This is a genomic window from Streptomyces sp. NPDC051041 (assembly GCF_044456065.1).
Taxonomy (GTDB): domain Bacteria; phylum Actinomycetota; class Actinomycetes; order Streptomycetales; family Streptomycetaceae; genus Streptomyces; species Streptomyces glaucus.
The window spans coordinates 397,524-411,722 of sequence record NZ_JBITFM010000001.1 but is presented as its reverse complement, the minus strand read 5'-3'; the positions used below and the strand labels follow the sequence as shown (position 1 = coordinate 411,722).

The 14,199-nt window shown below is 76.4% G+C and carries 11 protein-coding genes; 5 read left to right on the top strand and 6 right to left on the bottom strand.

The window, feature by feature from the left end; translation table 11 throughout:
• Positions 1-97 precede the first annotated feature (97 nt).
• The 3 genes from ACIBAI_RS01805 to ACIBAI_RS01795 all read right to left on the bottom strand — a co-directional run bounded on the left by ACIBAI_RS01805 (position 98) and on the right by ACIBAI_RS01795 (position 4,342).
• On the bottom strand, positions 98-802 hold the full coding sequence (locus tag ACIBAI_RS01805) for an ABC transporter ATP-binding protein (RefSeq protein WP_399030433.1): 705 nt from the start codon (positions 800-802) through the stop codon (positions 98-100).
• A complete protein-coding gene (locus ACIBAI_RS01800) occupies positions 799-1,332 on the bottom strand; it encodes a PadR family transcriptional regulator (RefSeq protein ID WP_399030432.1) in 534 nt (177 codons plus the stop codon). Before ACIBAI_RS01800 ends, ACIBAI_RS01805 begins: the two co-directional genes overlap by 4 nt.
• A 79-nt stretch (positions 1,333-1,411) precedes the next feature.
• A complete protein-coding gene (locus tag ACIBAI_RS01795; RefSeq protein WP_399030431.1) occupies positions 1,412-4,342 on the bottom strand; it encodes a beta-N-acetylglucosaminidase domain-containing protein in 2,931 nt (976 codons plus the stop codon).
• Between the two features lie 278 nt (positions 4,343-4,620).
• Here ACIBAI_RS01795 and ACIBAI_RS01790 point away from each other — a divergent pair, with 278 nt between their 5' ends.
• Genes ACIBAI_RS01790 through ACIBAI_RS01780 form a run of 3 tightly spaced genes read left to right on the top strand, consistent with a single transcriptional unit; the run spans position 4,621 to position 7,298 of the window.
• Entirely contained in the window at positions 4,621-4,848 is a 228-nt protein-coding gene (locus ACIBAI_RS01790) for a hypothetical protein (RefSeq protein ID WP_399030430.1), read from the top strand.
• Positions 4,849-6,963: a 4-alpha-glucanotransferase gene (malQ, locus tag ACIBAI_RS01785; protein ID WP_399030429.1), complete on the top strand. Its 2,115-nt coding sequence runs from the start codon at positions 4,849-4,851 to the stop codon at positions 6,961-6,963.
• 59 nt (positions 6,964-7,022) lie between these two features.
• The gene (locus tag ACIBAI_RS01780) at positions 7,023-7,298 is read left to right on the top strand and encodes a hypothetical protein (protein WP_399030428.1); all 276 of its coding nucleotides are present in this window, start codon (positions 7,023-7,025) and stop codon (positions 7,296-7,298) included.
• A gap of 132 nt (positions 7,299-7,430) precedes the next feature.
• Here ACIBAI_RS01780 and ACIBAI_RS01775 read toward each other — a convergent pair whose 3' ends face one another.
• Positions 7,431-8,039, bottom strand: a complete 609-nt coding sequence (locus tag ACIBAI_RS01775; protein WP_399030427.1) for a TetR family transcriptional regulator — start codon at positions 8,037-8,039, stop codon at positions 7,431-7,433.
• Positions 8,040-8,209: 170 nt separating this feature from the next.
• On the opposite strand from ACIBAI_RS01775, the gene ACIBAI_RS01770 reads away from it, so the two are divergent.
• On the top strand, positions 8,210-9,652 hold the full coding sequence (locus ACIBAI_RS01770) for an FAD-dependent monooxygenase (protein WP_399030426.1): 1,443 nt from the start codon (positions 8,210-8,212) through the stop codon (positions 9,650-9,652).
• Between the two features lie 228 nt (positions 9,653-9,880).
• Here the strand turns inward: ACIBAI_RS01770 and pepN are convergent, their stop codons facing one another.
• On the bottom strand, positions 9,881-12,484 hold the full coding sequence (pepN, locus tag ACIBAI_RS01765) for an aminopeptidase N (protein WP_399030425.1): 2,604 nt from the start codon (positions 12,482-12,484) through the stop codon (positions 9,881-9,883).
• A gap of 111 nt (positions 12,485-12,595) precedes the next feature.
• Here pepN and ACIBAI_RS01760 point away from each other — a divergent pair, with 111 nt between their 5' ends.
• Positions 12,596-13,084 carry a DUF1203 domain-containing protein gene (locus tag ACIBAI_RS01760; protein ID WP_399030424.1) on the top strand — a complete coding sequence of 163 codons (489 nt, stop codon included), beginning with the start codon at positions 12,596-12,598 and terminating at the stop codon, positions 13,082-13,084.
• A 77-nt stretch (positions 13,085-13,161) separates the two neighbouring features.
• On the opposite strand, the gene ACIBAI_RS01755 is transcribed toward ACIBAI_RS01760, so the two are convergent.
• Complete coding sequence (locus tag ACIBAI_RS01755) at positions 13,162-14,181, bottom strand: aspartate-semialdehyde dehydrogenase (protein WP_399030423.1); 1,020 nt, start codon at positions 14,179-14,181, stop codon at positions 13,162-13,164.
• Between the last annotated feature and the right edge of the window lie 18 nt (positions 14,182-14,199).

Sequence of the window (14,199 nt, the reverse complement as noted above, 5' to 3'; positions counted from 1 at the left end):
GCGGTGACCTCCGGGGCGGGACGCGGGGCGGTGGGCGCGCACGGGTTCGCGCGGCCGCCGCCGGGGCGTGCCGCCGGGGCCGTGGGGGTGCCGGGTCTCACGCGGGCACCTCCAGCGGCGCCACGGAGCCGTCCCGCAGCTGCACCTCGCGGTCGGCGTAGGCCGCCACCCGGGCGTCGTGCGTGACGAGCAGCACCGCCGTGGACGACTCGCGGGCCGTGTGCGCCAGGGCCGCCATCACCTGCTCGCCCGCCAGGGAGTCCAGCGCGCCGGTCGGCTCGTCGGCGAAGACCACCCGGGCGCCGGTGACCAGGGCCCGGGCCAGCGCGGCGCGCTGTGCCTGGCCGCCGCTCATCTCGCCCGGCCGCAGCTCCCCCTGCCCGCGCACCCCGAACCGCTCCAGCCACTCACCGGCCCGCGCCCGGGCCGTGGCCCGGGCGGTGCCGGCCAGCATCAGCGGCAGGGCGACGTTGTCGAGGGCCGTCAGCTCGGGGATCAGTTGCCCGAACTGGAACACCACGCCGAAGTCGGTGCGGCGCAGCTCGCTCAGCCGCCTCTCCGGCAGCCGGTCCAGCCGCTCCCCGCGGTACGTCACCGACCCGGAGTCCGGGCGGACGATCCCGGCCAGGCAGTGCAGCAGCGTCGACTTCCCGCTGCCGCTGGCGCCGGTGACGGCGAGGATCTCGCCGGCGCGCAGCTCGACCGAGGCGCCGCGCAGGGCCCGGGTCCCGCCGTACGCCTTGGCGAGGTCGCGGGCCGCCAGCAGCGGCGCCGCCCCGTCCGGTCTCTCCGGTGTGCTCATGTCGCGTCGACCTCCGCGGTCAGGGTGGTCAGCCGGGCCGCCGTCGTGGTCATCCAGCGGAGGTCGGCGTCGAGGTGGTTGAGGGCGTAGTCCGCCGAGAGCACGGTCGCCAGGTCCGCGCCCCGGGCCGACTTCACGGCCGTGAGCTCCCGCATCCGCGCCATGTGGGCGGCGCGCTGGGCCCGCAGGTAGGCGGCCGGGTCGCCGCCGGCCAGGATGGAGACGACGACCTTGGCGAAGATCTCGTTCGTCACGAACGGCGCCGGCGGGGCGATCTCGCCGGCCCACCGGGCCAGCTCGCGCGTCCCCTCGTCCGTGGTGCGGTACGTCGTCCGCTCCGGGCCGCCGTCCGAGTCGGTGCCCTCGATCTCGGCGAGGCCGTCGCGGACCAGGCGCTGCAGGGTCGTGTAGACCTGCCCGTAGGCCAGGGGGCGCGCCTGCGGGAAACGCTCGTCGTGGCGCCGCTTCAGGTCGTAGCCGTGGCTCGGCCCGGAGGCGAGCAGCCCCAGCAGGATGTGGCGGGTGCTCATGGCGATCATTATGCACTGAGTACATGTACTGAGTGAATAGTCGGCCGGAGAAACCCGCGGGAGCGGGCGGCGGCCGCGCTCACTCCGCGACGGCGTACGCCTCCACCGACCACAGCGAGTAGCCGTACGGCGTGGCCCGCCTCTCGCCCTGCATCCGCAGGAACCGCACGTCCCGCTCGTCCATGCGCAGCTCCTCCCGGCCGCCGCGGCCGTCCCGCACCGCGGCCGCCGTGCGCCAGCGGCGGCCGTCGGCGGAGACCTGGACGCGGTACGCGGACGGGTGCGCGTCCTGCCAGCGCAGCACGACGCGGCCGAGGCGGGCCGGGCGGGCCAGCTCCACCTGCCACCAGGCGCCGTCGTCGACGGGGGAGGACCAGCGGGTGCCGGGGTCGCCGTCGTTGGCCGCCGCGGCCGGGAAGCCGGGGGTCTCGTCGGCCGAGGAACGCGCGGTGCCGGTGCGGGCCAGGTCGGGCCCGGCGGTGCGGGGGAAGGCCCGGACCGTCAGCGTGCGGGTGCTCCCCCCGAACGAGAGCCGGACGTCGTACGGCCGTACCGGCGTGCCCGGCGCGACGGTCACCTCGACGGGGACCTCCACCGCCGTGCCGCGCGGGAGCGTCAGCGGGGCCGCCGGGACGCGCACCCGGACGCCCTCGGGCGCCTGGACGGTGAGCCTGCCGCGGACGTCGGCGGGCCGCAGCGACCGCAGCCGGGCCGTCGTCCGCAGCGTGCTCCCGATCTCGGCGTCCAGCCGCTCGCGGGCCGGCTCCAGGGAGGCGTCCGGGGAGTCGCCGAACCACGGGACGAGGTGCCGCACGCCGGCGGGGTCCGGGCCGGTGACCCGGAGGGCGTCGGCCCGCAGACCGGCGGCGGGGCCGTCGGCGGGGCGGCGGGGCGTGAGCTCGGTGGCGCCGTCCGCCGCGGAGAGGGCGCCGACGCGGACCCAGCCCTCGCCGGGGACACGGGCCTCCACCTCGCCCTCGGTGCCGGGGTCGGCCAGGACCGTCACGGCGGCCAGGGGGCGGGCGTGCGGGAAGCGGACCGCGCGGCCGCCGTCCGCGCCGCCGGCGGTCACGGCCGGCGCGCGGTCGGCTCCCGCCCACGCCTGGTACGCCCGCTGCGCCCGCCGCAGGAAGGGGTCCAGCACGCCCTTGCCGACGGTCACCGGCGCGTCCGCGAGCCGGGCGCGCAGCCGGCCGAGCGTGCGGTACGCCGTCCAGGCCGCCGCCGCGTCCCCGGCGTCCTGCGCGCGCAGCATGTCGAGCGCGGCGGTGCCCGCCTCGCCGTAGCGGGCCAGCTGCTCGGACCAGGGGGCGACCTCGGCGCCGAGCCCGCTGCCCGCGAGCCGGTCCGGCACCGCGCGCAGGACGGCGAACGCCTCCCGCAGCCGCCGCGCCCCGCTCCCCTCGGCCGTCCCCCGCGCCGCCCCCGCCCGGCCGCGCCAGAACGCCTCCAGCAGCGGGCGCAGATACGCCGACTCCTCGGGGTCGAGGACCGACGAGGCGTCGTTGCCCGCCAGCGCGGTCAGCGCCTCCTCGCGGTGCGCGTCGCCGCCCGCCAGGTCGTCGATCGCGGCGCGCCAGGACTCCTCGGGGCGGTAGGCGCGCGGGTTCCAGGCGTAGTCGGCGGCGGTGAACAGGGGGATGCGGGAGGCCTCGGCCTGCACCATCGCGTTGGCCAGCACGGCGGCCGAGCCGGTGGCGACGGCCGGTTCGCGGCCCTGGTAGGGGCCGAGGAAGACCCGGCCGGGCGCGTAGTCGTTGACGGGGTAGTTGTCCATGGTGACCAGCGGGTGGCCGGCGAACACCGACCGCAGCCCGGCCAGTTCGCTCCCGGTGATGGTCCGCGGCACGACGCCCACCCCGGTCCAGGCCACCTCGACGTCCTCGTCCAGGGCGTGCGCCAGCGCCCGCCGGTACGCGGTCGGCCCGTCCTCGTAGAACTCGGTCGGCATCAGCGACAGGGCCGCCGCGCCGGGACGGCGTTCCGCCAGGTGCCGGGCGACCGCGTTCGCCACGCGCGCCTGCGCCCGCGCCGCCGCCGCGGGCCCGGAGCCGAAGCGGTCCGCGTCCGCGGCGCAGTGCCACTCGCTGTAGCTGACGTCCTGGAACTGCAGCTGGAAGGCGCGGAAGCCCAGCGCCCACATCGCGTCGAGCTTGCGCGTCAGCGCCCGTACGTCGGCGTCCGAGGCGAAGCACATCGCCTGGCCCGGGGCCACCGCCCAGCCGAGCGTCACATGGTTGCGGCGGGCCCGCTCGGCCAGCTCCCGGAACCGCGCGCGCTGCCCGGCGGGGTACGGCTCGCGCCAGCGGGCCTGCCGGTGGAGGTCGTCGCCGGGGGCGTACAGGTAGCGGTTCTGCTTGGTGCGGCCCATGAAGTCCAGCTGGGCGAGCCGCTGCCGGTGGGTCCACGGGGTGCCGTAGAAGCCCTCGGTGATGCCGCGCACGGCGGTGCCGGGCCAGTCGCGGACGTCGACGGCGGTGATCCTGCCGTCGGGGCGGACGAGCCGGCGCAGCGTCTGCACGGCGTGGAACAGGCCGTCCGGGCCGCTGCCGACGAGGGTCACGGCGCCGGGGGCGACGGTCAGCCGGTAGCCGCCGGACGGCAGGCCGCGGCGGGTGTCCCGCCGGGGCGGTTCGGTCCGGGCGCGCACCACCAGCGCGCCCGCGGGCGGCGGACCGCCGGCGGCGAGCGGGGTGATCCGGTGCGCCCCCGCCCGCCGCAGCAGCGCCCGCAGGGCGTCCAGGGCGTACGGGTCGGCGGCCGGGTCCGCGAGCAGCGCGACCTCGCCGGTGACCGGGACCGGGGCGCCGTTCGGGCGCAGGGACTGCGGGCGGGGCCAGACGGAGGTCCCCGCGCCGGCCGCCTCGGGGGCCGCCGCGGCCGCACCGGAGGGGGCCGGGGCCGTACCGGGGGGCGGCGGGGCCGCGACGGAGGCGGGGGCGGCGCCCAGGGTGCCGGCGACGACGGCGAACGCGAGGGCGGCCGCCCTCCTCCCACGCCGTGGCTGCACAGGCCCCCTCCCCGTCGGTCGATGTCCGTGTCCGGCTCTCACAGCGGCATCGAGCCCACCACTGGTGCGAGGAACATGTCAACGGCCGTGGCCCAAGTGGCGGAATTGCCGGAATCCGGGGAGCGTCCGGGCGGGCGGAATGTGACGAAGGGGTGCCTGATTCTTTTTTCGCGCGTCTGCCGCCGCGCCCGCTGGGTAGGGCTGCGGTAACCCTCCCTCCGCTCCCGGCGCCGGCCGGGCGGGGGGACCCCGCCGCCGTGCCCGACGAGGAGGCCCCCGTGGCTGCACCCGCGCATTTCCCGCTCCCCGCCCCGCCCGAACCCGGGGCGGAGCCGTCCGCCGCCCCCGGCCGCCCCCGGCCGTGCGTCCTCGGCGCCGAGGCCCCGCTGACCAGCGAGCCGCCCCTGCCCGACGCCGAGCCCCTGACCAGCGAGCCGCCGCTCGCCGACGCCGTGCCGCTGACCAGCGAGCCCGCCGCGGCCGCCGCGGACTTCACGAGGCCGTAGATGACCGGACCGGCCGAGCCCCCCGCCGAGGACCTGTCCCGGCTCGCCGAACTGCACGGCGTGGCCACCTCCTACCAGCCGTCCCCGGACCGTACGGTCGCGGCCTCGGCCACCGCCGTCGTCCGCGCCCTCGCCGCCCTCGGCGTCGACGCGGGCGGCCCCGGCGCCGTGCGCGCCGCGCTCGCCGCCCGGGAGCGGGAACTGCGCGAGCGGCTGCTGCCGCCGACGGTGGTGTGCTGGGGCGGCGGCACGCCCGGGGCGCTGGCCGCGCTGCCCGCGGGCACCCGGCTGCGCGTCGAGACCGAGCAGGGCGAGGTCCGCGCCGACGCCCGCGGACTCCCGCCCGGCGTGCACCGCCTGACCGCCACCGCCCCCGACGGACGCACGGCCGCCGCCCACCTGATCGCCGCCCCGCCCCGGCTGCCCGCCCTGCGGGGCCGCTCGTACGGCCTGCTCGTCCAGCTCTACTCCCTGCTGTCACGGCGCTCCTGGGGCATGGGCGACCTCGGTGACCTCGGTGAGCTGACCGCGTGGGCCGGGCGGGCCCTCGGCGCCGGGTTCGTACAGGTCAACCCGTTGCACGCGGCCGTGCCCGGCACGCCCACCGACCCCTCCCCGTACCGGCCCTCCTCCCGCCGCTTCCCCGACCCGGTGCACCTGCGGATCGAGGACGTCCCCGAGTTCGCGTACGTCACGGACCCCGACCGCGTCCGCTCCCTGCTGGAGCGGGCCGGGCGGCTGCGCGCGGCGGTGCTGGAGAAGGGGGAGCTGATCGACCGGGACGCGGTGTGGGAGCTGAAGCGCCAGGCGCTGGAGACGGTCGCCGAGGTGCCGCTCGGGCCCGGCCGGCGCGCCGCCTACCGCGACTTCCTCGCCGAGCAGGGCCAGGCCCTGGAGGACCACGCCACCTGGTGCGCGCTCGCCGAGGCGCACGGCCCGGACTGGCACCGGTGGCCCGGGGGCCTGCGCGATCCGCGCTCGGAGGAGGTGGCCCGCGCCCGGTCCGAGCTGGCGCACCGGGTGGACTTCCACCGCCGGCTCGCCTGGCTGACCGACGCCCAGCTCACCGCCGCCCAGCGCGCCGCGCGCGAGGCCGGGATGCCGGTCGGGGTGGTGCACGACCTGGCGGTCGGGGTGCACCCCGGCGGCGCCGACGCCTGGGCCCAGCAGGAGTTCTTCGCGGCCGGGATGTCGGTGGGCGCGCCCCCGGACGCCTTCAACGCCCGCGGCCAGGACTGGGGCCTGCCGCCGTGGCGCCCGGACCGGCTCGCCGCGTCCGGCTACGCCCCGTTCCGCAGCCTGCTGCGCGCCCTGTTCCGCTACGCCGGCGCGCTGCGCATCGACCACGTGATGGGCCTGTTCCGGCTGTGGTGGGTCCCGCAGGGCCACCCCCCGACCGAGGGCACCTACGTCCGCTACGACGCCGAGGCCATGCTCGCCGTGCTGGTGCTGGAGGCCTCCCGGGCCGGCGCCGTGGTGATCGGCGAGGACCTGGGCACCGTCGAGCCCGGCGTGCGCGAGCGGCTGCGCGAACGCGGGGTGCTCGGCACCTCGGTGCTGTGGTTCGAACGGGACTGGGAGGGCGACGGCCGTCCCCTGCCCCCCGACCGCTGGCGCGCCGACTGCCTGGCCACCGCCACCACCCACGACCTGCCGCCCACCGCGGCCCGCCTCACCGGCGAGCACGTCGAGCTCCGGCACGGCCTCGGCCTGCTCACCCGCCCGCTCCGGGAGGAGCGGGCCGAGGCGGCGGCGGACACGGCGGAGTGGCTGGAACTCCTCGCCCGGCTCGGCCTGCTGCACGGCCCGGGCGGCGCCGGCACCTCCTCCGAGGAGGCCGGGATCCAGGCCGTCCACCGCTTCCTGCTGCGCACCCCGGCCCGCATGGTCGGCGTCTGGCTCCCCGACGGCGTGGGCGACCGCCGCCCGCAGAACCTGCCGGGGACCTGGGACCAGTACCCGAACTGGCGGCTGCCGGTCGCCGACGCCGGGGGACGGCCGATGACACTGGAGGAGCTGGCGGACTCGCCGAGGCTGCGGGCGCTGATGGAGGCGGTGCGGGCGGCCGCCGGCCGCCCCGGCGGCGATCCCGCCGGGGACGGCCCGGCGCCGTAGCGGACCCGTACGGCACCCCGGACGCGCACCCGGAATCGGCGTTCGCTACGTTTGACACCGTGGACAAGAAGAACGCCCTGCGCGCCGGCGCCCTGGCCGCCGGTACGACGCTGATGATGCTGCTCATGTCGTCCCCCGCGCTCGCGCTCACCCGCGACGACGGCGACGACCCCGGCACGGGCCTGAGCGTCATCGAGACGCTGGGTCAGTTCGTCGTGGCCCCGATCGTGCTGTTCGCGGTCATCGCCGGCCTGGTGCTGGTCCTGGACAAGTCCCACGAGAAGCACCGGGTGACCAGCCGGAACGTCGCGACCAAGGCCGACGTCAAGGCCTGACCGGGACCGCCCGCGCCGGGCTCCTCCCGCACGCTCCCCGAGGGCGCCGGCCCCGCCGCACGTACGCGCATCCGCCGTACGTGGGCGCGGCCGGCGCCCTCGGCGCGTCCTCGGGGGCGTTCCGGCGGCGGATCACGGACCCGGCGCCGTGAGGTAGCGCTGGAGCGTGGGGGCCAGCCAGGCCACGAGGTCCTCGCGGGCCAGCGCGACGGCCGGCGGGATGCGCAGGACGTACCGGGTGAGCGCCACCCCGAGCAGCTGCGCCGCGACGAGCGCGGCCCGCACCGGGACCTGCTCCGGGTCCGGGCACACCTGCCGGGCCACCGGCAGCAGCTGGTCCCGGAAGACGCCCTGCATGCGCTCGGCCCCGGCCCCGCCGGCGGCGCCGACCCGCAGCAGGGCCGTGAGCACCTCGTTCTGCTCCCACAGGGTGAGGAAGTGCGTCACGAGCGCGTGGCCGACCTCGGCGCGGGGCAGCGCGCCCAGGTCGGGCAGTTTCAGGTCGACGGCGACGGCCGCCGCGAACAGGCCCTCCTTGCTGCCGTAGTAGCGCATCACCATCGACGGGTCGATGCCGGCGTCCCCGGCGATGGCGCGGATGGTGGCCCGCTCGTAGCCGTCCGCGGCGAAGCGCTCGCGGGCCGCGGCGAGGATCGCGTCGCGGGTGGCCGCGGAGCGGCGGCGGGGGGCGGGGGTGCCGGTGTCGCTGGTGCCGGGGGTGCCGGTGTGGGGGCGGTTCATGGCGACGAGCGTAGGCCCACACGTGTGGGCCAACCAGTGTTGGCCCGCCGACCGGAAGTCAACGTCAGTTGGCCAACACCCGTTGACTCCATTCGCGGCCGCTCCTACGCTGGACAACAAGCGTTGGCCAACGAGTGTTGGCCAATGATCGTCGGCAAGAGGAGGCCGCAATGAACGGCACCCCGTCCTCCGTGATCGTCGTCGGCTCCGGCCCCACCGGGCTCCTCCTGGCCGGTGACCTCGCCGCCGCCGGCGTCCCGGTCACCGTCCTCGAAAAGCGCCCGCACCGGATCAGCAACCTCTCCCGGGCCTTCGTCGTGCACGCCCGCACCCTCGAACAGCTCGACTCCCGCGGCCTCGCCGACGCGCTGGAGGCCGTCGGCCGCCCCCTGGACCGGCTCCGCCTCTTCGGGCGGCTCACCGTCGACCTGGCCGGCCTCCCCTCCCGCTTCCGCCACCTGCTCGTCGTCCCGCAGTACGAGGTGGAGAGGATCCTGGAGCGGCGGGCCGTCGAGGCGGGCGCCGTCTTCCGCCACGAGACCGAGGTGACCGGCCTGACCCAGGACGCGGACGGCGTGACCGTCGAGGTGCGCGGACCGGACGGCGCGCCGGGGACGCTGCGCGCGGCGTACGCGGTCGGCGCCGACGGCATGCGCAGCACCGTGCGGCGGGCCGTCGGGCTGCCCTTCCCCGGCCGGTCCGTCATCCGGTCCGTCGTCCTCGCGGACGTGCGGCTCGCCGAGGAGCCCGAGGACCTGCTCACCGCCGACGCCGCCGGGGACGCCTTCGCCTTCCTCGCGCCCTTCGGCGACGGCTACCACCGGGTGATCGCCTGGCACCGCGAGCGCGACGTCCCCGACGACCGGCCCGTGGACCTGGACGAGGTCAGGGAGATCGCCCGGCTCGCCCTCGGCCGCGACTTCGGGATGCACGACGCCCGCTGGACGTCCCGCTTCCACAGCGACGAGCGGCAGGCGCCCGCCTACCGCGCGGGCCGGGTCTTCCTCGCCGGCGACGCCGCGCACGTGCACACCCCGGCCGGCGGACAGGGCATGAACACCGGACTGCAGGACGCGGCGAACCTGAGCTGGAAGCTGGCGGCCGTCCTCCGCGGGCACGCGCGCCCGGAGCTGCTCGACACCTACCAGGCCGAGCGCCACCCCGTGGGCCGGTCCGTCCTGCGCAGCAGCGGCGCCATCGTCCGCCTCGCCATGGCCGGGCGCCCCTGGACGCGGGCGCTGCGGGCGGCGCTCACCACCGTCCTCAACCACGTCGGCCCGGCCCACCGCGCGGTGGTCGCCCGGATCACCGGCGTCGGCTACCGGTATCCCGCTCCCCGCGGCGCCCACCGCCTCACCGGCACCCGCGTCCCCGACGTCGCCCTCGCGGGCAAACGCCTGTACGAGGCCCTGCGCGGCGGCCGCTTCGTCCTGATCACTCCGGAGGCGTACCGGGGCGGCGACGGCCGCGGGGACCGGCTGGCCGTGGAGCGCTGGGCGAGCGGCCGCCGTACGACCGTGCTGGTGCGGCCCGACGGCTACGTGGCCTGGGCGGCCGACGCCGCCGGCCCGGCGGCGGTCGAGCGGGCGGTCGCGGCGCACGTGGGGGGATGAACCCGCGTTCCGCCGGACGGCACGCACCGGCGCCGCCCGGTCCGCCCCGTCACGCGGGCGCCGGCCGTCCGCCCGCCACCGCCTCGGCTCCCGCGCCGCCGACCTGATGCGCTTGTGGTGCGGCAGGCGGGGCTTCGCCGAGGGCGTCCGGCGCGGCGCGCCGGGACCGGCGCCCGATACGGGGGCGCCCGGCGCCGCGCCGGCCGCCCCCGCCGCGGTACGGGCCGCCTACCCGGCCGCCGCGTCCGCCGCCTGGGCCCGCAGGGCGCGTTCCACGCCCGCGCGGGACTCCGAGACCAGGCGGCGCAGGGCCGCGTTCGGCTCGGCCGAGGCCAGCCAGGCGTCCGTCTTGGCCAGGGTCTCCTCGGAGACCTGGATCGACGGGTACAGGCCGACGGCGATCTGCTGGGCCATCTCGTGCGAGCGGGACTCCCAGATGTCCTTGACCACCTCGAAGTACCGGTCGGTGTACGGGGCCAGCAGCTCCCGCTGGTCGGTCTGGACGAAGCCCGCGATGACCGCCTCCTGCACGGCGTTGGGCAGCTGGTCGGACTCCACGACCGACGCCCACGCCCGGGCCTTGGCCTCCGGGGTGGGCCGGGCCGCGCGGGCCGTGGCCGCGTGGCGCTCGCCCGCCGCCGTCCGGTCCCGCTCGTACTCGGCGGCGATCTCCGCCTCGCCGAACCGGCCCACCGCCGCGAGCCGCTGCACGAACGCCCAGCGCAGCTCCGTGTCCACGGCCAGGCCCTCGAGGGACTGCGAGCCGTCCAGCAGGCCCTCCAGCAGCTGGAGCTGGTCCGGCGTGCGGGCCGTGGCCGCGAACGCCCGCGCCCACGCCAGCTGGTGGTCGCCGCCCGGCTCGGCGGTCCGCAGGTGGTCCAGCGCGGCGTCCGTCCAGCGGGCGAGCAGGCTCTCGCGGGCGGCGGGGTCGGCGTACAGGTCGACCGCCAGCTTCACCTGGCGCTGCAGCGACTGCACGACACCGATGTCGGACTCCTTGCCGATGCCCGACAGGACCAGCGAGAGGTAGTCGCGGGTGGCCAGCTCGGCGTCGCGGGTCATGTCCCAGGCCGACGCCCAGCACAGCGCGCGGGGCAGGGAGGACTCGAAGTCGCCGAGGTGCTCGGTGACGAAGGCCAGGGACCGCTCGTCCAGGCGGACCTTCGCGTACGACAGGTCGTCGTCGTTGAGCAGCACCACGTCCGGGCGGCGCCGCCCGGTCAGCTGCGGCACGGCGGTCAGCTCGCCGTCGACGTCCAGCTCGATCCGCTCGCGCCGCACCAGCCGGCCGCTCGCCCCGTCCAGGTCGTACAGGCCGATCGCGATGCGGTGCGGGCGCAGCGTCGGCTCGCCCTTGGCGCCGGCGGGCAGGGCCGGGGCCTCCTGGCGGACGGCGAAGGAGGTGATGGTCCCGTCCCCGTCGGTCTCGATCCGCGGGCGCAGGACGTTGATGCCCGCGGTCTCCAGCCACTTCCCCGACCAGGTCCTCAGGTCGCGCCCGGAGGTCTCCTCCAGGGCGCCCAGCAGGTCGGACAGGCGCGTGTTGCCGTACGCGTGGCGCTTGAAGTAGGCCTGCACGCCGCGGAAGAACGCGTCCTCGCCGACGTAGGCGACCAGCTGCTTGAGCACGGAGGCGCCCTTGGCGTACGTGATGCCGTCGAAGTTGACCAGCACGTCGTCCAGGTCGCGGATGTCCGCCATGATCGGGTGCGTGGAGGGCAGCTGGTCCTGCCGGTACGCCCAGGTCTTCATCGAGTTGGCGAACGTGGTCCACGCGTGCGGCCACTTCGAGCCGGGCGCGGCGGCCTGGCAGGCGATGGAGGTGTAGGTGGCGAACGACTCGTTCAGCCACAGGTCGTTCCACCACTCCATGGTGACCAGGTCGCCGAACCACATGTGGGCCAGCTCGTGCAGGATGGTCTCGGCCCGCACCTCGTACGCCGCGTCCGTGACCTTCGACCGGAACACGTACTGGTCGCGGATGGTCACCGCGCCCGCGTTCTCCATCGCGCCCGCGTTGAACTCCGGCACGAACAGCTGGTCGTACTTCTCGAACGGGTACGGGTAGTCGAACTTCTCCTGGAACCAGTCGAAGCCCTGCCGGGTCACCTCGAAGATCGCGTCCGAGTCGAGGTGCTCGGCGAGCGAGGGCCGGCAGTAGATGCCGAGCGGGACGGACCGGCCGTCCTTCTCGTACACGCTGTGCACGCTGTGGTACGGGCCGACGATCAGCGCCGTGACGTACGTCGAGATGCGCGGCGTCGGCGCGAAGACCCAGACGTTGTCCCGGGGTTCGGGGGTGGGCGAGTTGGAGATGACGGTCCAGCCCTCGGGCGCCCGCACGGTGAACTGGAAGGTCGCCTTCAGGTCCGGCTGCTCGAAGCTCGCGAAGACCCGGCGGGCGTCCGGCACCTCGAACTGGGTGTAGAGGTACACCTGGTCGTCGACCGGGTCGACGAACCGGTGCAGGCCCTCACCGGTGTTGGTGTAGGCGCAGTCGGCGACCACCCGGAGGACGTTGCGGCCCCGGAGCAGGCCGGGCAGGGCGATCCGGGAGTCCTTGAAGACCTCGGCGGGGTCGAGGGAGTCCCCGTTGAGGGTCACCTCGTGCACGGCCGGGGCCACCAGGTCGATGAAGGACTCGGCGCCGTCCTCGGCGACGTCGAAGCGCACGGTGGTCACGGACCGGAAGGTGCCGCTCCCGGCTTCGTCCGAGCGGGCGGTGCCCCCACCCTGCGCGCCGGAGAGGTCGAGATCGATCTCGTACGAGTCAACGGTGAGCAGCTTCGCCCGCTGCTGCGCCTCTTCGCGAGTCAGGTTTGTGCCAGGCACGCGGTCATCTCCTCGTCATGTGTCGGTCGCGTCATCCTTCCACGGGACCTGCGCCGACGCGATGTCCGGATCCCGCCGGTGACACGACCAGGTGAGCGCGAGTCTGAAGCCATGACGGACTCAGCGACACCCCGCACCGCACGCCCGATCCCGCCGGCCGTGCTGGAGGAACTGCGCGACCTGGACGACGCGGGCCGCCCGCCGGTCCCGGTCACCGACGACGAGGGCGGCGCCCCGCTGCGCTGCTGCCTGCGCCGCAGCGAACCGGGCGAGCGCATCGCCCTGGTCTCCTACGCCCCCCTGCGCCGCTGGGCGGCGGAGACGGGCGCCGACCCCGGCCCGTACGACGAGCAGGGGCCGGTCTTCGTCCACGCGGAGCGGTGCGCGGGACCGGACGGCGCGGACCTCCCCTTCACCAGCAGCCACCGCGTCCTGCGGCGCTACGGTGCCGACGGCCGCATCCTGGGCGGCCGGCTGGCCGAGCGGCCGGAGGACTTCCCGGCCGCCCTCGCGCAGGCCTTCGCCGACCCCCGGGTGGCGCTGGTGCACGTCCGGGCCGTGGAGTACGGCTGCTTCCTGTACGAGGTACGGCGGGACTGACCCCGGGCGCCCGCACGGACGCCGGGGCGGCCGCCCGCGCACGCGGACGGCCGCCCCGGGGACGGGTGCCGGTCAGGTCACTTCGCGGTGAGCTCCTGCGCCACCAGCTCCGCGATCTGCACCGCGTTCAGCGCCGCGCCCTTGCGGAGGTTGTCGTTGGAGACGAACAGCGCCAGGCCGTTGTCCACCGTCTCGTCGCGGCGGATGCGGCCCACGTAGGACGGGTCCTTGCCGGCGGCCTGGAGCGGGGTGGGGATGTCGGTGAGGACGACGCCGGGGGCGCCGTCGAGCAGCTCGGTCGCGCGCTCGGGGCTGATCGGCCGGGCGAAGCGGGCGTTGACCTGGAGGGAGTGGCCGGAGAAGACCGGGACGCGCACGCAGGTGCCCGACACCTTCAGCTCGGGGATCTCCAGGATCTTGCGGGACTCGTGGCGCAGCTTCTGCTCCTCGTCGGTCTCGTTCAGGCCGTCGTCGACGAGGTTGCCCGCGAAGGGCAGCACGTTGAAGGCGATGGGGCGCTTGTAGACGCCGGGCTCGGGGAAGTCGACGGCCTCGCCGTCGTGGGTGAGCCGGTCGGCGTCGGCGACCACCTTCTGCACCTGGCCGTGCAGCTCGGCGACGCCCGCGAGGCCCGAGCCGGACACCGCCTGGTAGGTGGCGACGACCAGGGCTTGCAGGCCCGCCTCCGCGTGCAGCGGCTTCAGGACGGGCATCGCCGCCATCGTCGTGCAGTTCGGGTTGGCGATGATGCCCTTGGGGCGGTTCGCGATCGCGTGCGGGTTCACCTCGGAGACCACCAGCGGCACGTCCGGGTCGCGGCGCCAGGCCGAGGAGTTGTCGATCACGACCGCGCCCTGCGCGGCGACCTTCTCGGCCAGCGCCCTGGAGGTGGCGCCGCCCGCGGAGAACAGCACGATGTCCAGGCCGGTGTAGTCGGCGGTCGCCGCGTCCTCCACCGTCACGCCGTCCAGGTCCCGGCCGGCGGAACGGGCCGAGGCGAACAGCCGCAGCTCCTCGACCGGGAAGGCGCGCTCGGTGAGGATCCTGCGCATGACCGTGCCGACCTGACCGGTGGCTCCGACGATTCCGACCCTCACGGCGACTCCCTCTACGTC

Bases quoted from the DNA above. Each gene is read 5' to 3' on its own strand.
- ACIBAI_RS01805 (WP_399030433.1), bottom strand. From the start codon at position 802: ATGAGCACACCGGAGAGACCGGACGGGGCGGCGCCGCTGCTGGCGGCC.
- ACIBAI_RS01800 (WP_399030432.1), bottom strand. From the start codon at position 1,332: ATGAGCACCCGCCACATCCTGCTGGGGCTGCTCGCCTCCGGGCCGAGC.
- malQ (WP_399030429.1), top strand. From the start codon at position 4,849: ATGACCGGACCGGCCGAGCCCCCCGCCGAGGACCTGTCCCGGCTCGCC.
- ACIBAI_RS01775 (WP_399030427.1), bottom strand. From the start codon at position 8,039: ATGAACCGCCCCCACACCGGCACCCCCGGCACCAGCGACACCGGCACC.
- ACIBAI_RS01770 (WP_399030426.1), top strand. From the start codon at position 8,210: ATGAACGGCACCCCGTCCTCCGTGATCGTCGTCGGCTCCGGCCCCACC.
- ACIBAI_RS01760 (WP_399030424.1), top strand. From the start codon at position 12,596: ATGACGGACTCAGCGACACCCCGCACCGCACGCCCGATCCCGCCGGCC.